Here is a 17,205-nt window from a genome sequence, read left to right on the forward strand (position 1 = left end):
TCCTGCGGGCTCCCCCTGTAGGCCCGGCAAGCGCAGCGCCGCCGGGCAGGACACTTCAAGCTCCATACCCGCGGTAGTGCCGGATGGCGGCATCAATGCCTTATCCGGCCTACGTTCCTGAGGAGGCCTGCGGGATCCCCTCCCAGGCCCGCGCAAGCGCAGCGCCGCCGGGCGGTCAGGCGCCAGCCCCGCATGACGACATCCACTCTTTATCTCTGACACAAACGACGGGCGATGCGCTCCAGCTTCATCATCAACAGCAGCGTGACGCCCACCAGCACGATGGTCAGCGCCGAGCCATCGGCGATATTACCGCGATCGGTCAGGCTGAAAATGGTCACCGGCAGGGTGGTCCAGCCCGGCGGATAGATCATCACCGTCGCTCCCAACTCCCCCATCGACAGCGATAAACTCAGCGCCAACGCCGAGATCATCCATGGCGTCATCAGCGGCAGCGTCACATGGCGCAGGCGGTACCACGGGGAAGCGCCCAGGCTGGAGGCGACGTTTTCAATATCAGCGGAAATTCGCGCCAGCCCGGTGGTCACGTTGCTGAAGGTAAAGGCCGAGATCAGCACGAAATGCGCCGCCAGGACGATAAAGAAGGTGCCATTCATCTGCAGCGGCCCCTGGCTGAAGGCCACCAGAATGCCCAGTCCCACGGAAACCGAGGGGATGGCGCTGGGCAGATAAAACATCAACCCAAGATATTTCTGCAGCTTCGCGCCCGTCTGGCGCAGCGCCAGCGCCGCCCACATCCCGCACAGCAGCGCCAGCAGGCTGGCGCAGAAGCCCACCATCAGGCTGGAAAACAGCGAATCCCACGCCGCGCCGCGAAAAGCGTTAACAAAGTGGGCGAAGGTAAAGCCGGTGGGCAGCAGGCCGTTCCACTGCTGACTCAGGCTGGAGAGCAAAATCACCGCCAGCGGCAGCAGGAAGATGCCGGCAAAGAGCGTCACCGCCAGCGCGCCCGCCGCCGCGCGGCCTTTACGCGACCAAATCAACATCGTTAACTCCTTACGCCAGTGCGCGCCGCCGCCAGCCGATAGAGCATAAACAGCCCCAGCGACAGCAGAATATTCATCAGCGCGATCATGCAGGCCACGCTGTAATCCGACTCCAGAATCGCCTTGCTGTAGACCATCATCGGCAGGGTATTGACCCCTTTGGCGCCGATAAACAGCACGATACCGAACTCGTTAGTGGTCAACAGCAGGCACAGGCTGCCCCCCGCCATCAGCGCCGGCAGCGCCGCCGGGAAGATAACCTGTGTCATCACCCGCAGCGGGTGAGCGCCAAGAATACTCGCCGCTTCCAGCTGACTCTTATCGATCTGCCGCAGTCCGGCCATCAACGGGCGCATCACCAGCGGCGTAAAGACGGTGATCTCCGCCAGGATCACGCCGTTAATCGAATAGAGGAAGTCCACCGGCGGCAGTTCAAAGGCAAACAGCGCCATCAGGGCGCCATTGAGCAGCCCCGCCGAGCCGTAAATAAAGGTAAACGCGAGAGTGATAAGGAAGGTCGGCAGCGCAATAAAAGTATCGATCACCCGGCAAATCAGCTGGCTGCCGGGGAACGGAATAAACACCAGAATCAGCGCCAGTACGCTGCCGAGCACCAGGCAGCCAAGGGTAGCGAACACCGCAATCTGTAAGGTATTGAGCAGCGCGCCAATAAAGCGTTTTGAGTCAATCACCTGCCAGAAGGTTTCGAGGCTCAGTTTGCCGCTGGCGTCGCGCAGCGCCTCTTCGGCGATCAGCAACAGCGGATAGAAAAACAGCGTCGCCAGCACCAATAGCGGCAACGCCAGCCACAGGTAAGGGCGCAGGTTTCGCGCCGGGCGCGTAAGGATTAAGGTTTGCGCCATCATTGCTCCTCGATCAGAACCGCATCGCCAGGTTCGAAGTAGAGCGCCAGCTTGTCGCCCGCGCGCGGCAGGGGGTTGACGTGAGTCATGACGATCCGCACCGCTTCGCCCGCGACGTCGCACAGCAGATGCGTCAGATCGCCCTGCCAGTGTACCGAAGTCAGGGTGGCGTTGAGGCGATTACTGGTTGCCGATCGCGGCGCCAGGCTCATATGCTGCGGGCGAATGCATAACAGCTTGTTGTTGCCATGCAGCCCGCCCCGACTGAAGGCGTTAACCAGGCCGCCGCCGCAGCTCACGTTAACCAGACCCGGCTGAAGACTATCGGTCAGCGCCGTCGCCTGCAGGATATTGGCGCGGCCGAGGAATTCGGCGCTAAAGCGGTTTGGCGGATAGTGGTACAGCTCGTGCGTTTCGCCATGGGCGATCAGCGACCCGTCTTTCATAATGCCGATTTTATCCGCCAGAGTGAGCGCTTCGGTCTGATCGTGGGTGACGTAGAGGATGGTCAGCTCCGGCAGTTCGCGGTGCAGACGGGCAATCTCTTCCACCATGTTATGACGAATTTGCGCATCCAGCGCCGACAGCGGTTCATCAAGCAACAACACCCGAGGACGCACGGCAATGGCGCGGGCTATCGCGACGCGCTGCTGCTGGCCGCCGGAAAGCTGATGCGGATAGCGGGTGGCGTAGTCCGCCATACCAACGATTTTTAAGGCTTCAGTCACCCGCCCGGCGATCAGCGCCCTGGGCTGCTTTTGCGCCCGCAGGCCGAAGGCGACGTTGTCTTCCACCTTCATATGGGGAAACAGCGCGTAGTTCTGCACCACCATCGCCAGCCCGCGCTGGTAAGGCGGCAGGTGGGTGACGTCCGTGTCGCCGATCAGGATCCGCCCGCCAGCCGGTTGCACAAATCCGGCAATCGCCCGCAGCACGGTGGTTTTCCCGGAACCGGAAGGGCCAATCAGCGCCAGCACCTCACCGGGTTCAATGGTCAATGACAGCGGTTTTAAGACCACGTTGCCGTGGTAGGAAACGCGCAGCGAGTCCAGGGTGATCCCGGAAGTCCCCGCCAGCGACGGGGAAGGCGTGACGGTCGTTTTCATTAACATCAGGCTTACTCGCTATCGGTCACTTTATGCCAGCGGGCGATATCCGCCGAGAGAGAAAGCGCAACGTCGTCCCAGTTGGGTTCCCAGCGCTTCACGCCGTCGAGCGCCGCCTGCGCCGCCTTAAAGTTAGCGTCATCCGGCGCCACGTCGTTGCGTACCGGTAAGCCCCAGGAGCGCGCGCTGACGCTGGATTGCGCCGGTTTATCCAGCAGGAAATTAATCAGCTTTTTGCCGTTTTCGCTGTTCGGCCCGTTCTGCACCAGCCCGATGGTGTAGGGCAGCGCCAGCGCGCTGCGCTCGCCGTTATCATCCGCCGGCCAGAAAATTTTCACGTTCGGGTTACGCGCCATCTGCGACAGGTTCATCTGCAGATCGCCGTTGGCGACGTACAGCTCGCCTTTGTTGACCAGCGCCGTCAGCTTGCCGGTGGAGGCCGATGGGCCGACGTTATTGGCCTGGAGCTTGCCAAGATAGGCAAAGCCAGCGTCTTTACCGCCAAGGCTGTGGAAGGCCTGCAGCATCACCGCGGTGCCGTCCCCCGCCTGGCCCGGCGTGGAATACTGGAGCTTATTCTTAAAGCGGCTATCCAGCAGATCCTGCCAGCTGGCCGGCGCGGTTTTCAGCAACTGGCCGTTATAGATGAAGGTCAGATAGTTGTTCACCAGCGGCGAATAGCGGTCGTTGGCGCCAGGGATCTGCGCGCTGCCCTGTGGAGTAAAGGTGGCCAGCAGCTGCTCTTTCGCGGCGCGCTGGATAAACGGCGGCACCGTGACCAGCACGTCGGCCTGCGGATTGGTGCGCTCCTTCGCCAGACGCTCGACAATCGCGCCGGAGCCGCCTTCCACATACTGCACTTTGATGCCCGTCGCTTTGGTGAAGGCGTCGAACTGGCTCTGAAACCAGCTGTTATCGCCGTCATGCAGGCCGTCGGCGGAGTAAACCGTGACGACGCCGTCCGCCCAAACCGGGGAGCTGGTCAGCGCGAACAGGGACAGCAGGGCAAGTCGGGAGAGTTTCATCGTGTTAGCCTCATCGCAGTTAGTTGTTCTGGTGTAGACCAGATTTGCCTTCACGCTACCGGGGGTTTATGACAAAACGATGAAAGAAGTGTGTCGAAAGAGTTAAAACGAGGGGAGGCATAGCCCCGGTTAACGCTGACGCCACCGGGGACACGGGAAGAATTAATGCAATAAAATCAATGGGTATCGACTTCGATTCGCAGGCTGTCATGCCGCCAGTATTCGATATCGTAATCAAGAATACGCCCGTGCTGATCGTAATTCAGCCTGCGTAGCAGCAGCGCCGGGCGCCCCTCCATCACCCCCAACGCCGCAGCGGCCTGCGGCGGCATGGAGGTGGGATAAAACGACAAATGCATACTGGTATAGATCAGGTCGTACTGGCTCTGATAAATCTCGGTCAGACTGCCGTTGAGATCGTGGCGCAGCAGCTCCGGCACCCGGGCCGGCAGGCAGTGGTTTTCGCAATAGCACACCGGACGCCCGTCGGCATAGCGCAGGCGGGTCAGCAGGTAGACCTGATCGAAGGGCTGCAGCGCCAGCGGCGCCATCACATCCAGCGGCACAGCGGATAACCGGCCATCAAGCAGCACCGTTTTCGGCTCACGTCCCTGCTCGAGACACAGCTTGTGGAAGTTGGTGTTCTGCGTCGGATCCAGCCACAGCCGCTCCGGCGTCACAAACCAGCCGCGGCGGTCGGCGCGGTAGATCACGCCGCTGGCCTCCAGCTGCGCCAGGCTCTCGCGCACGGTGATACGGGTCGTGTTGAACAACGCGCACAGCTCGCGCTCGGAAGGCAATTTATCGCCGCTTTTGAGGGCGCCGTTTTGAATACGCGCCTGCAGCTGCGCCTTAATCATCAGGTATTGCGGCATCTCGCCAGAGGGTGATTTCATGTTTACTCGCTGCCACTTTTGGTGCGCTCATTATACATAGCCAGATGAATTTTTTGTTGCAGCGCCACATTTCCTTTGACCCTGCCCCGGCTTTGTCTCCATGATAAATACCAATCTGGTATAGACCAATGGTGAGACAAATGACTTCACGGAACTACCTGCTGCTGACCCCCGGCCCGCTAACCACCTCCCGCACGGTGAAAGAGGCGATGTTATTCGATAGCTGCACCTGGGATGATGATTACAATCTCGGCGTGGTACAGACCATTCGTCAGCAGCTGGTGCAGCTGGCCACCCCGGCCGCCGGGTATACGGCGGTGCTGCTGCAGGGCAGCGGCAGCTACGCGGTCGAAGCGGTGCTCGGCAGCGTCATCGGCGAACAGGGCAAAGTGCTGATCGTCAGCAATGGCGCCTATGGCGCGCGCATGATTGAGATGGCGCAGCGGATGGGTATCGCCTTCCACCCTTACGACTGCGGCGAAGTCGCCCGACCGGACGCCGCGGCGATCGCGCGGATCCTGCGGGATGACCCGGCGATCACCCATATCGCGATGGTGCATAGCGAAACCACCACCGGGATGCTCAACCCGATTGAAGAGGTGGCCGCGCTGGCGAAAGAGTATGGCAAACGCTATATCGTCGATGCGATGAGCAGCTTCGGCGGCATTCCGCTGGATATCGCCGCGCTGAATATTGACTACCTGATAAGCTCTGCCAACAAGTGCATTCAGGGCGTGCCGGGCTTCGCCTTCGTCATCGCCCGCGAATCGGAGCTGGCCGCCTGCAAAGGCCGCTCGCGCTCGCTGTCGCTGGATCTTTACGCCCAGTGGCGCTGTATGGAGGATAACCACGGCAAGTGGCGCTTCACCTCGCCGACCCATACCGTGCTGGCCTTCGCCCAGGCGCTGAAAGAGCTGGCCCAGGAGGGCGGCGTCAGCGCCCGCCATCAGCGCTATACCCGCAATCAGTGCCGACTGGTAGCCGGAATGCGCGCGCTCGGCTTCCGGCCGCTGCTCGACGACAGCCTGCACTCGCCGATCATTACCGCCTTTTATTCACCGGATGCGCCGCAGTATCGCTTTCACACCTTCTACCAGAAGCTGAAAGATCAGGGCTTCGTGATCTATCCCGGCAAAGTGTCGCAAAGCGATTGCTTCCGCATCGGCAACATCGGCGAAGTCTACGACGCCGACATCGCCGCCCTGCTGGTGGCCATCGACAACGCCATGTACTGGAAACAATAAGGAACCGCCATGAACCGTATCACCGCACTCATTCTCGACTGGGCCGGCACCACCGTGGACTTCGGCTCCTTCGCGCCGACGCAAATTTTCGTCGAGGCCTTCCGCCAGGCCTTCGATATTGAGATCACCCTTGAAGAGGCCCGCGTGCCGATGGGGCTTGGCAAATGGCAGCACATTGAGGCGCTGGGCAAACTGCCGTCGGTCGACAGCCGCTGGCAGGCGAAATTTGGTCGGGCGATGACGGCCGCTGATATCGATGCGATCTACGCCGCGTTTATGCCGCTGCAAATCGCTAAGGTTGTCGATTTTTCCGCTCCGATCGCCGGCGTGGTCGACACCCTCGCCGCGCTGCGCGCCGACGGACTGAAGATCGGCTCCTGCTCGGGCTATCCGCGCCCGGTGATGGAAAAACTGGTTCCAGCCGCTGCCGCCCAGGGCTATGCCCCGGACCACTGGGTCGCCACCGATGACCTTGCCGCCGGCGGGCGTCCCGGGCCGTGGATGGCGCTGCAGAACGTGATTGCCCTGGGCATAGACGATGTGGCCCACTGCGTGAAGGTCGACGACGCCGCGCCGGGCATCAGCGAAGGGTTACATGCCGGGATGTGGAGCGTCGGCCTGGCGGTGTCGGGAAATGAATTTGGCGCCACCTGGGAGGCGTATCAGGCGATGTCGAAAGAGGAAATCGCCACCCGTCGCGAGCGGGCGGCAGGCAAGCTGTATGCCGCCGGGGCGCATTATGTGGTTGATACCCTGGCGGACCTGCCGGGGGTGATTGTCGACATCAACGCCCGGCTGGCAAAAGGCGAGCGGCCTTAAGCGGGTGAATTCACCTTCACTTTGGCCGCCACCAGCAGGCCGGTAAACAGCATCAATACCCCGGACAACACCAGCGGCGACAGCAGGCCTAAATGGTCAAGCGCAATGCCGCCGACAGCGGCGCCGCAGGTGTTGGCCAGCTGGATCACCGCCACCTGAATCGACCCGGCTTTTTCCGCCTGATCGGAGAGGGAACGGGTGATCCACGTTGACCACCCCACCGGGATCAAGGCGAACGCGAAGCCCCAGATGATCGCCACCGTCGAGGCGACGATTTTGCTTTCACCCCACAGCACCAGCGCCGCCGCGCAGGCGGTCAGCACCAGCGGCGCAATCGCCAGCGCCGCTTTCACCGAGCGTTTGAGCAGCACCGAGGAGAGCGACGTGCCGATAAAGCTGGCGATACCAAAGCTCAGCAGCACCAGCGTCAGGCCATCGACATCAAACCCCGCGAGGGTCATGTACACCGGGCGAATATAGGTAAAGAAGGCGAACTGTCCGGCAAAAGCCATGAAAATGGCGCACATGCCGGCCATCACCCCCGGCCGCTTCAGCAGGCCAAACATATTTTGCTGCTGAGCCGCCGATTCACCCGGCAGCGACGGCAGCGCTTTCAGCACCCAGAGCGTACACAGCACGCCCATCACCGCCGCGCCGTTAAAGACGTTGCGCCAGCCGATCAGCCCGCCAAGGAAACTGCCCAACGGGGCGGCGATCACCAGCGCGATGGATACCGCGCCGAAGATAATCGACAACGCTTTCGGCACCACGCGCATCGGCACCAGCCGCATGGTCAGCGAGGCCGACATCGCCCAGAAACCGCCGAGCGCCAGACCCAGGCAGGCGCGTCCCAGCAGCAGCAGGGTGAAGCTATCGGCAAACGACACCAGCAGGCAGGAAAGGGTCAGCAGCAGCGAAAACAGGATCACCACGTAGCGGCGATCGGTTTTGCCAATGACGGAGGTGATAAACAGGCTGGAAAACATCGCGACGAATGCCGTCGTCGTCACCGACTGCCCGGCCATCCCTTCGGAGATGCCTAAATCCAGCGCCATCGGCGTCAGCAGACTGACCGGTAGAAATTCGACGGTAATCAGGCAGGCGACGCAGAAAGCAACCGCGAAGACCGCCGACCAGTTTGGTCGCGCGAGTTCGCGTGCGTGGGGTTTGGCTTCATTTGAATGACTCATGAGTGACCTGCGATGAAAGTGGCGGAAAGCTGCGCAGTGTAACATTTTGTTTGTGACGCATTTAACGTTTTCGCAACTCTTCTCGCTTTTCATAAGAGGATGCGTAGCTGCTCGCATGTTTAAAAAAACGATGCTTGCTATCGCTTTAACAAATCTCAGGAGAATTTAATGTAGCACTATGTGCTATACTTTTAACGACAGGATGTCAGCAATGCGTATCTTTAAAACCAAATGGTTCGCCAGAGAGGCTAGCTCTCATGGCATTTCCGACGATGAGCTCTATCAGGCAATTCAATCTGCGCTTCAGGGCAAAGCGGATGATTTAGGAGGAGGGGTTTATAAAAAGCGACTCAACAAGAATCGCGATCGCGCAATCATCCTTACCAAAAGCGCAGGGTATTGGTTTTATACCTTTCTATATGCCAAACAGGATATGGCCAATATCAACCATCGCGAATTAATGGGGTTTCGTGAGTTAGCAAAACACTATGCCAATCTCTCTGAAGAGAAAACGACGGCCTTAGTTAAAAGTAAAGAATTGGTGGAGATTTGCGATGACAGCAAAAAATAAATACAAAAGCCCGGCTTTCGAAGCGATCCATAGCGCTGCGTCGGGGCTATTCAGCGTTGGCGCAATCCCACAGGAAACAATGCGCCATTTTGATGAATCATGTCTCGGTAGCGTAGCCGCACTTCAACCCATTGAAATTAAAGCGCTACGTGAACAACTCAATGTTAGCCAACCCGTGTTCGCTCGTTATCTGAATACCAGTGTGTCTACCGTGCAAAAATGGGAGACTGGCGCTAAACGACCGAGCGGAATGTCATTAAAATTGCTTAGCGTCGTACAAAAACACGGCCTGAAAATCCTACTGTAGTTATTCTGCCGGATGGCGCTTACGCTTATCCGGCCTACAAGGAACGTAAGGGAGATATGGTTTTGAACCACAGGCCGGATAACAATGATATCAGTGCAACCAGTGCACGCCGTCTTCCGGGAGAAACAGGTCGTTATAGCGCTGCTGAAGGTTATGCAAATCGCTCACATCCGGATCCAGCTCGCGCAGAAACCCTTGCGCCAGACGGATTTGCGCGTCGGTGATCGGCGCCGCTAAACGCGCTTTTTGCATCAGGCGATACCAGTAATGCAGGTTTTTTTCGCTGGCGTCGACAATCGCAACCTGCCAGATCAGCAGCACCTGCGCGGCGTTCTGCAGATGCGCTTCATTCGGCCGTTCCAGGTAACGCAAATACTCATTGCCGGCGGTTTTACCCAGCTGATCGATCATCGATTCCAGCGGGACGGGCGTAATGCCAAGGCGTTCGCTCAGGCGGCGGATCGCGCGGCGTGAATCAGAGGTAAGCACCCGAAATCCCACAACAAACACCACTACCAGGGTGGCCAGTCCTATCCAGATCATGCATCCTCTCATCCAATCGCGGCCTGACTATCATAATGGGAATTTGCCTGCTGTCGACTGCCGGACCTGGCATAATGCGCAAGAAATAAAAAAGCCCGGCGCGAAGGCCGGGCAAGGTTACCCAATACCTGGTGAATCAGGCGGTCTGCAAAATGCGATTCTTTTTCTCGCGGCGAATTTTACGCTCTTCGAAGATAGCCACGATGGCCATCAGGCAGATACAGCCGATGGCGGCGGCGTCCAGCGCCGCAAAGGTGCCGGCCCAGCCGGTGAGACCGAAGACCGGCGTGCCGTCGGCGATCATCCCGAGGCCCAGCTTGGCGAAGCTATCGCCGATCAGATAGGCGAAAGTACCCTTGATCCCATCGGCGGCGCCGATCGCTTTTTTCGGTACGAAACCGACGGCGGCGACGCCGATCAGCAGCTGCGGACCAAACACCAGGAAGCCCAGCGCAAACAGCGAGGTCAGATAGACGTACTGGTTGCTGGCATGTTGATAAACGCCGAGGGTGGCGATAATCAGCGCCAGCGCGATGCAGGCCACCAGCGCGCGGCGGCCGTTGGCCAGGTCCGACAGCCAGCCCCACAGCAGCGTGCCAACCAGGGCGCCGACTTCAAACAGGGTAAAGCCCTGAATCGCCACCTCTTTAGACAGCTTCAGCTCCTGGAAGGCATACACGGTGGACCACTGATCGATACCAATACGCACCACGTAGAGGAAGATGTTGGAGAAGCACAGCAGCCAGATCACTTTGTTTTTCAGCACGTACTCAACAAAGATCTGCCACTTGGTCATCGCGTTTTCTTCGGTCTCTTTATCCTCTTCGCTGATCGCTTCGCCAAACAGCTCTTCCGCCGTGCCGAGGCCATAGGATTCCGGGGAGTCGCTACCATAGCGCAGGCCAATAAAGCCGACGATTAACGCAATAATCGACGGGAAGATAAACATGCCGATCACGTGGCCGTCGAACAGATAGTTGGCGCCAAACAGCGCCACGCCCGCCGCGCCGGCGCCGCCGAGGTTGTGAGAGATATTCCAGAAGCCGAGGAAGGTGCCGCGCTTACGACGAGGCGTCCACTTGGTGATGGTGGAATAACTGCACGAGCCGCCGGTGCTCTGGAAAAAGCCGCTCAGCGCATAGAAGGCGATCATCAGGAACAGGCTGGTGGAACCCGCGCCCATGCTGGCGCTAAAGCCCAGCATGCAGATGGCGGAGAGGATCAGCATAAACGGCAGGAACTGCTTGGTGTTTTTGCCATCGGCATAGTAGGAAACCAGGGTTTTCCCTACGCCGTAGGTAATGGAGAAGCCCAGGCCAATCATCCCCAGCTGCGTCATGCTCAACCCGTAGGTGGAGATCATGTCGTTCTGCGCAATATTAAAGTTCTTGCGGATCAGGTACATGGTCAGGTAGCCGATGAAGACCACCAGATAGGACTGCATGAAAGGTTTGAACCACATTTTGCGCCGCACGTCGAGCGGCAGATCCAGGGTCGGCTTACGAACCTGATTCAGAAAGGCCAGCATGGGTATCTCCTGAGCTGATTTTTTATGCCTGCGTCATAGCCAGGCATTGTAAAAATCAGCGCGCCGTCTGGCCTGAGACGGCGTCCAGGTGAAACCGGGAAAATTTCCTAGTTTTGCCCCATTCTCGGCGAAAGAGTGAGATGCATCACGCTTCACTGGCCGCGCGCGGCGCCTGGGCGTTTAAGAAAGGCAGCAGCAGCAGCGCGGAAATGCCGGCGGCAATCGCGATCGCCACGAAGAATCCGGTCCAGTGCCAGATATCCATTACCTGCGCCAGCGGCCAGCCGGAAAGCGACGCGCCAAGATACGCGAACAAGCCGACAAACCCGGTGGCCGCCCCGGCGGCCTCTTTATGCGAACACTCCGCCGCCGCCATGCCGATCAGCATCTGCGGGCCGAAGACGAAGAAACCAGTGGTGAAGAAGCAGGCCGCCTGCATCACGTAGCTGGCGAACGGCATCAGCCACAGGCCGCCAACCGACAGCAAAATTCCGGCGGCGAAGATCAGGTTCATCGGCCCGCGATTGCCGTTAAACAGCTTATCCGAGCCCCACCCCGCCACCAGCGCGCCGATAAATCCGCCCAGCTCGAACATGGTCACCGCCGAGTTAGCGGTCACCAGATCGACGCCAAGCGTCTCCGACATATACAGATTGCCCCAGTCGTTAATCGCCGCCCGCACCACGTACACCAGCACATAGCACAGCGACAGCAGCCAGATATAGGGGTTGGCCAGCACGTAGCGGGTGAGGATCTCTTTACGCGTCAGTCCGGCGCCCTCCTGCTGCTGGGCAATCTCCAGCGCATCGTGACGCCAGTCGCCGACGGCGGGTAGCCCCACCGCCTGCGGACGATCCCGCAGTCGCCAGCACAGGTATAATCCGGCGAGGATCGCCAGGCCCCCGGCGATGATCATCCCCGCGCGCCAGCCGTAATGTAGCGCCGCCGCCCCCACTACCATCGGGATCAGCGCGCCGCCAACGTTATGCGCCGTATTCCACAGCGCCCACCAGCCGCCGCGCTCGGTGCGTGAATACCAGGCCGTCAGCAGCCGGGCGCAGACCGGCGAGCCCCACCCCTGGAAGAAGGCGTTCAGCGCCCACAGCAGGGCGAAGGCCCACAGTGAGGAAGAAAAACCGAAAAGAATATTCACCACCCCGGTGGCGATAAGCCCCAGCCCCATAAAATAGCGGGCGTCGGAGCGGTCGCTGACGATACCGGAGAAAAATTTCGACAGTCCGTAGGTGATGTAGAACAGCGTGGCCAGCAGACCGATATCGCTGCGGGTCAGCACGTTGCTGGCGAGAATATCAGGAACCGCGGCGTTAAAGCTTTTGCGGGTGAAATAGAACAGCGCGTAGCCCAGCCAGATGGTCAACAGGATATGGCGACGCCAGTAGCGATAACGCGCATCAAGCTCGCGTTTATCGCTAATCGGCGCGGCGTCCGGCGGGGCTTTTAAAAAGGCGAACATCGGCGCTCCTCTCAGGCGTAACGCAGCGGTAGATTGACGCACACCCGGGTACCGTGGGTGCAGGAGATCGTCAGCGTGCCCCCCAGGGCGGTCACGCGCTCGCGCATGCCGGTCAGACCGAACCCCTGCGCGCTGGAGCCCGGCGGCAGGCCGCAGCCGTCATCTTCCAGCACCAGCATCAGTCGCTCCTCCTGCTGCCAGCCCTGCAGGGTCACGGCGCTGGCGCTGGCATGCTTGACGATATTGTTCAGTCCCTCCTGGCAGACGCGGAACAGGGTCACGCGCTGGTTTTCACTCAGCCCCGCCTCGTTAATCCGCCAGTCGAGATGGCTGACGATGCCGCGGTCCTCCAGCTCCATTTCGCGCATCAGAGAACGTACCGCCTGCTCCAGCGGCAGGTCGTCAAGCTGGCGCGGACGAAGACGGCCCAGCAGGCGACGCACCGAGTCATACACCCCCAGCGACAGGTGTTCAATCAGTTGGCCGCTCTGGCGAACGCTGGCGTTGTCCGGCGCCAGCCGCTGGACGATCCCCGCCTGGGTGCGTATTGCCGTGATGGTCTGCCCGATATCATCGTGGAGCTCGCGGGCAACGTCGCGGCGCACGCTCTCTTCAGTCTCCAGCAGACGATCCGCCAGCCGCCGATTGCGCGCCAGCTCGCTCTGTAGCGACTGGTTCAGCTCGCGCAATCGCTGGATCCCCGCCCCCAGCAGCAGCCCGGTGAGGCTCTGCGCCAGCAGCGAAAGCAGGAGATCGACGGGGTGATCGTGCCAGGTCTGGCTGGCAATCAGGGCGATCGCGTTCATCAGCGTAGCGATCAGCGCTCCCTGCCAGCCGTAGTGCCAGGCCAGAGCGATAATCGGCAGCGCGAGGCAAAACGGGGTAAAGCGGGAGAGCTCGGCGGGCAGCCCAAGCTGCAGCCACAGGCTTATGGTGAATAACAGCAGATACCAGATCAGATGCCGCCCGCGCCAGTTTACCGGCTGCGCCACCAGCGACGGCCCCAGCGGCCGCCAGACGGTGCTGGTGAGGTAGTGCCAGAACACCAGACAGGTCGGCGCCAGGGTCAGGCCGCCGGTGAGCGTCAACAGCAGGGCGTTAAGCCCCTCGTCCCCCTCCGCCAGCCAGGGCAGCGATTGCAGCAGCGCGGCGGCCATTAACGCCCCGCCCTGACGCAGAAGCGTCAGCCAGTCGCGCTGCTGGCGATATCGCGAGATCAGCGCCACCGGCAGGAGGGTCAGCAGACTTCCGGTCATCAATATTATCGGATGCGCCAGCGCCACTTCCTGCGTCAGCCAGAAGATCAGCAGCCACTCGCTTCCCAGCAGCACCGGCCAGTAGCCGCGCGGGCACTGGAGCATCAGCCCCAGCCGCAGGCCGAAGGGGAACAGCAGCACCGCCAGATCGGCGCGCTCCACCAGATGCAGGCTGATGCTCCACAGACAAAACCAGGCGGCGGCGAAGATAAAGGCGCAGCCGATCACCGACAGCAGGCGCGGGAGTAAGGTCTTCATTGCCAGCTGTCAAACATGCGGCGCGCCAGCTCGACGTCATTGCTGACGCCCAGCTTTTCCAGCAGGTTGGCGCGGTGAACGTGGACGGTTTTCGGCGACAGCCCGAGCTCAGCGGCGATCTCTTTTACCGCCATGCCCTGCGCCAGCTTTTCCGCCACCTGACGTTCGCGTTTGGTGAGCGGATCCTGACGCCCGGCGGCCAGCTTCATGGCGATATCCGGCGTGAGATAGCAGCCGCCCGCCGCCACCGTGCGCACCGCGGCGATAAGTTCGTCCGGGCTGCAGCGTTTCGACAGAAAGCCACGCGCGCCGGCGTTGAGCGCCTGCTCGACCAGCGCCGGGCTGTCGTGCACCGACAGCATGATGGTCGCCATCCCCTTCGGCAGCTGGCTGAGCAGCTCCAGCCCGGAAATATCCGGCATCGAGATATCGCAGATACAGACCTGAACGCCGCGCCCCGGCAACCCCGCCAGCGCCTCGCGGCCGCTGCCAAATTCGGCGACAACCTGAAAATCAGTTTCCAGCCCCAGCAGCTGAGCAAAGCCGGAGCGGACAATCAAATGATCGTCAATAAGGGCGATGGTGGTCATGGTGTTTCCTGGTGCCTGAAAGCGCCGGATGGCGGCGTAAACGCCTTATCCGGCCTACGGATTCACTCCCTGTAGGCCGGATTAGCGCAGCGCCATCCGGCAAAGGCGCTTACCTTAGCGGTAAGCGCCTAGCTGTTCAAGCCTTGAGCGTTACTCGAAGAACACCGCAATTTTGTTAAACATGGTGGGATCGGACTGGTTACGCGCCACTTTGATGACATCTTCCAGCTTTTCAATCTGGCTAATCATCTGCCCGAGACGCTGATCGTCGTTCACCAGCAGCCAGATGCGGCTGTGTTCGCTGCCCTGAATCGGTAGACAGAGAATACCTTCGACGTTAAACGCGCGGCGGGCAAAAAGCCCGCAGACGTGGGTCATGACGCCGGGGTGGTTGCGGACGGTGAGTTCCAGGATGACGTTATCACAGTGTTTTTGCATGGCTTATTCCCCCACCATTTCAGTATTAGCCGCACCCGGCGGTACCATCGGATACACTTTCTGCTGCGCGTCGATGCGCACGTGGATCAGCGCCGGCCCCGGACGGTCGATGATCGCCTGCAGCGCCGCCTGCGGATCGGCTTCGTTATTTAAATCACAGGTTTGCAGGCCAAAACCGGCGGCAATCTGCATAAAGTTAATCATCCCCGGATAGGTGGCGGCAAAAACCCCCTGCTGATAGAACAGGCTCTGCTGCTGATGCACCAGCCCCAGCGCTTCGTTGTTCAGCAGGATAATTTTTACATCCAGCTGATTTTCAGCGGCGGTGGCCATCTCCTGAATATTCATCATCAGGCTACCGTCGCCGGAGAAGCAGATAACCTTGCGCTGCGGATTCGCCAGCGCCGCGCCGATCGCCGCCGGCAGGCCGAAGCCCATGGTGCCAAGACCGCCGGAGGTCAGCCACTGCCGCGGACGGTTGAGCGGGTAGGCCTGCGCCGTCCACATCTGGTGCTGGCCTACGTCGGTGGTGATGATCGCTTCATCATCCACGCAGGCGGCCACGGCGTTAATCAGGCCATAATGGGAGAGCGGGTCGCTTTCCTGCGGGATGGCGCAGGGGAATTCGCGCTGCAAGTCGGCCACCAGCTGGCGCCACTCCTCGCGCGGCTGCGCCTCAACCTGCGGGTTCAGCTGGGCTAAGACTTCCGCCACATCGCCCTGAATCGCCACGTGCGGTTGCTTAATTTTGCCCAGCTCGGCGCGGTCGATATCGACGTGGATAATCTTCGCGTTCGGGCAGAACTGCTCGGTCTTGCCAATCGCCCGGTCATCAAAACGCGCGCCTAAAACAATCAGTAAATCCGCTTCCTGCAGAATGAAGTTGGTGCTGCGCGCGCCATGCATGCCCAGCATCCCCAGCGACAGCGGGTGCGCCTTCGGCAGTATGCCCAGCGCCATCAGGGTCATGGTGGTCGGCAGGTTGGCTTTTTCCGCCAGCTCACGGATCTCTTGCGGCGCGTTAATCACCCCACCGCCCAGATAGAGCACCGGACGCTTCGCCGCGTTGATCATCGCCGCCGCTTCGCGCACGCTTTCGGGGGCGAATGCCGGCGCTGCGGCGCGCTCGCCCGGCTCCGGCAGCGTTTCCAGCTCAATGGTCGCCGACTGTACGTCCTTAGGAATGTCTATCCACACCGGTCCGGGACGCCCGGACTGAGCAATACGGAAGGCGTCGCTGATCACCTGCGGCAGCTCGGCGATGTCGCGCACCAGATAGTTATGTTTGGTGATGGGGATAGAGATGCCGTAGGTGTCCACTTCCTGGAAGGCGTCGGTGCCGATCATCGATGCCGGCACCTGGCCGGTGATGCAGACCAGCGGAATCGAATCCAGGCGGGCATCGGCGATCGCCGTCACCAGGTTCGTCGCCCCCGGGCCGCTGCAGGCCATACAGACCGCCGGTTTGCCTTCGGTACGCGCCATCCCCTGGGCGATAAAGCCCGCGCCCTGCTCGTGGCGCGCCAGGATGTGGCGGATCTTCGTGCTCTGGCTTAAGGCATCGTAGATAGGCAGGATGGAGCCGCCCGGAATGCCGCTAACCATAGTGATACCCTGGCGTTCCAGTAAATGAACAACCAGCTGCGCGCCGGTAAAGCGCATTGTATTTGATGTGGTGCCCGAACTTGCCATGCTCCAGTCCTTTTCTTCTGGGCCGACTTTACCGGGGGGCTCGCCAACAAAAAACCCCGCTCGGTTTGCGCCGGCGGGGTTTGGAATTCGTGTTGTTCCGGACCCTACGGCGCATTGCCGACGACGACCACCACAGACACGACGACCACCGCGGCAGGCGCGGTTTTTAGTAGGGTCGAAGCGATCAGGGTTGCGTTCATTAGGGACCTGTTGTGTCGAAAAATAAGCTGAATTTATACAAACACAGGTTTTACGTTTTCACAATGGATTTATTTTCATCCACGAAAATTTGCGCGAAAGATCACAGTTCGGCGCAAAAGGGCAGAAAACAAAAAACCCCGCCGGAGCGAGGTTTTTATCAGCATGGTTACAGGTGGTAGCCGCAAGCACACTGTATT

Annotated in this window: 19 protein-coding genes; 5 read left to right on the forward strand and 14 right to left on the reverse strand. The window is 60.2% G+C overall.

Annotation, left to right across the window (positions count from 1 at the left end):
- Window positions 1–209 precede the first annotated feature (209 nt).
- The 5 genes from phnV to phnR all read right to left on the reverse strand — a co-directional run bounded on the left by phnV (window position 210) and on the right by phnR (window position 4,897).
- On the reverse strand, window positions 210–1,007 hold the full coding sequence (phnV, locus tag ACOI7Z_RS23410; protein WP_032454408.1) for a 2-aminoethylphosphonate ABC transport system, membrane component PhnV: 798 nt from the start codon (window positions 1,005–1,007) through the stop codon (window positions 210–212).
- A gap of 2 nt (window positions 1,008–1,009) precedes the next feature.
- Window positions 1,010–1,870 (reverse strand): 2-aminoethylphosphonate ABC transporter permease subunit, encoded by an 861-nt coding sequence (gene phnU / locus ACOI7Z_RS23415; protein WP_087849576.1) that lies wholly within the window; start codon window positions 1,868–1,870, stop codon window positions 1,010–1,012.
- Entirely contained in the window at window positions 1,870–2,982 is a 1,113-nt protein-coding gene (phnT, locus tag ACOI7Z_RS23420; RefSeq protein WP_032454410.1) for a 2-aminoethylphosphonate ABC transport system ATP-binding subunit PhnT, read from the reverse strand. The genes phnU and phnT overlap by 1 nt, the downstream gene beginning before the upstream one ends.
- Window positions 2,983–2,987: 5 nt before the next feature.
- Window positions 2,988–4,001 (reverse strand): 2-aminoethylphosphonate ABC transporter substrate-binding protein, encoded by a 1,014-nt coding sequence (gene phnS / locus ACOI7Z_RS23425; RefSeq protein ID WP_137916321.1) that lies wholly within the window; start codon window positions 3,999–4,001, stop codon window positions 2,988–2,990.
- Between the two features lie 176 nt (window positions 4,002–4,177).
- A complete protein-coding gene (phnR, locus tag ACOI7Z_RS23430) occupies window positions 4,178–4,897 on the reverse strand; it encodes a phosphonate utilization transcriptional regulator PhnR (RefSeq protein WP_023291430.1) in 720 nt (239 codons plus the stop codon).
- Window positions 4,898–5,037: 140 nt separating this feature from the next.
- Here phnR and phnW point away from each other — a divergent pair, with 140 nt between their 5' ends.
- Both phnW and phnX read left to right on the forward strand, forming a co-directional pair.
- Window positions 5,038–6,141 carry a 2-aminoethylphosphonate--pyruvate transaminase gene (gene phnW, locus ACOI7Z_RS23435; RefSeq protein WP_137916322.1) on the forward strand — a complete coding sequence of 368 codons (1,104 nt, stop codon included), beginning with the start codon at window positions 5,038–5,040 and terminating at the stop codon, window positions 6,139–6,141.
- Between the two features lie 9 nt (window positions 6,142–6,150).
- Window positions 6,151–6,960, forward strand: a complete 810-nt coding sequence (phnX, locus tag ACOI7Z_RS23440) for a phosphonoacetaldehyde hydrolase (protein WP_072421456.1) — start codon at window positions 6,151–6,153, stop codon at window positions 6,958–6,960.
- Here phnX and nepI read toward each other — a convergent pair.
- Window positions 6,957–8,150 (reverse strand): purine ribonucleoside efflux pump NepI, encoded by a 1,194-nt coding sequence (gene nepI, locus ACOI7Z_RS23445; protein WP_087849573.1) that lies wholly within the window; start codon window positions 8,148–8,150, stop codon window positions 6,957–6,959. The genes phnX and nepI overlap by 4 nt on opposite strands.
- Before the next feature lie 211 nt (window positions 8,151–8,361).
- On the opposite strand from nepI, the gene ACOI7Z_RS23450 reads away from it, so the two are divergent.
- Window positions 8,362–8,721: a type II toxin-antitoxin system RelE/ParE family toxin gene (locus tag ACOI7Z_RS23450; protein ID WP_087849572.1), complete on the forward strand. Its 360-nt coding sequence runs from the start codon at window positions 8,362–8,364 to the stop codon at window positions 8,719–8,721.
- Window positions 8,705–9,028 carry a helix-turn-helix domain-containing protein gene (locus ACOI7Z_RS23455; protein ID WP_004173862.1) on the forward strand — a complete coding sequence of 108 codons (324 nt, stop codon included), beginning with the start codon at window positions 8,705–8,707 and terminating at the stop codon, window positions 9,026–9,028. Before ACOI7Z_RS23450 ends, ACOI7Z_RS23455 begins: the two co-directional genes overlap by 17 nt.
- Window positions 9,029–9,118: 90 nt before the next feature.
- Here ACOI7Z_RS23455 and ACOI7Z_RS23460 read toward each other — a convergent pair whose 3' ends face one another.
- From ACOI7Z_RS23460 to ivbL, 8 genes are all read right to left on the reverse strand, one after another.
- Window positions 9,119–9,571 (reverse strand): DUF1198 family protein, encoded by a 453-nt coding sequence (locus ACOI7Z_RS23460; protein WP_004901545.1) that lies wholly within the window; start codon window positions 9,569–9,571, stop codon window positions 9,119–9,121.
- Between the two features lie 136 nt (window positions 9,572–9,707).
- Window positions 9,708–11,099 carry a hexose-6-phosphate:phosphate antiporter gene (gene uhpT, locus ACOI7Z_RS23465; protein ID WP_086076005.1) on the reverse strand — a complete coding sequence of 464 codons (1,392 nt, stop codon included), beginning with the start codon at window positions 11,097–11,099 and terminating at the stop codon, window positions 9,708–9,710.
- A gap of 145 nt (window positions 11,100–11,244) precedes the next feature.
- Window positions 11,245–12,573 carry an MFS transporter gene (locus ACOI7Z_RS23470; RefSeq protein ID WP_023291436.1) on the reverse strand — a complete coding sequence of 443 codons (1,329 nt, stop codon included), beginning with the start codon at window positions 12,571–12,573 and terminating at the stop codon, window positions 11,245–11,247.
- 11 nt (window positions 12,574–12,584) lie between these two features.
- Window positions 12,585–14,066 carry a signal transduction histidine-protein kinase/phosphatase UhpB gene (uhpB, locus tag ACOI7Z_RS23475; RefSeq protein WP_072199062.1) on the reverse strand — a complete coding sequence of 494 codons (1,482 nt, stop codon included), beginning with the start codon at window positions 14,064–14,066 and terminating at the stop codon, window positions 12,585–12,587.
- A 17-nt stretch (window positions 14,067–14,083) separates the two neighbouring features.
- Window positions 14,084–14,677, reverse strand: a complete 594-nt coding sequence (gene uhpA / locus ACOI7Z_RS23480; RefSeq protein WP_023291438.1) for a transcriptional regulator UhpA — start codon at window positions 14,675–14,677, stop codon at window positions 14,084–14,086.
- Window positions 14,678–14,827: 150 nt separating this feature from the next.
- Window positions 14,828–15,115 (reverse strand): acetolactate synthase small subunit, encoded by a 288-nt coding sequence (ilvN, locus tag ACOI7Z_RS23485; RefSeq protein ID WP_087849571.1) that lies wholly within the window; start codon window positions 15,113–15,115, stop codon window positions 14,828–14,830.
- Between the two features lie 3 nt (window positions 15,116–15,118).
- Entirely contained in the window at window positions 15,119–16,807 is a 1,689-nt protein-coding gene (ilvB, locus tag ACOI7Z_RS23490; protein ID WP_087849570.1) for an acetolactate synthase large subunit, read from the reverse strand.
- Between the two features lie 104 nt (window positions 16,808–16,911).
- Complete coding sequence (gene ivbL, locus ACOI7Z_RS23495; RefSeq protein WP_002923286.1) at window positions 16,912–17,007, reverse strand: ilvB operon leader peptide IvbL; 96 nt, start codon at window positions 17,005–17,007, stop codon at window positions 16,912–16,914.
- Between the two features lie 12 nt (window positions 17,008–17,019).
- Here ivbL and ACOI7Z_RS23500 point away from each other — a divergent pair, with 12 nt between their 5' ends.
- Window positions 17,020–17,187: a hypothetical protein gene (locus ACOI7Z_RS23500; RefSeq protein WP_014343455.1), complete on the forward strand. Its 168-nt coding sequence runs from the start codon at window positions 17,020–17,022 to the stop codon at window positions 17,185–17,187.
- Window positions 17,188–17,205 lie beyond the last annotated feature (18 nt).

The organism is Klebsiella sp. C283 (assembly GCF_048822555.1).
GTDB classification, from domain to species: Bacteria; Pseudomonadota; Gammaproteobacteria; order Enterobacterales; family Enterobacteriaceae; genus Klebsiella; species Klebsiella quasipneumoniae.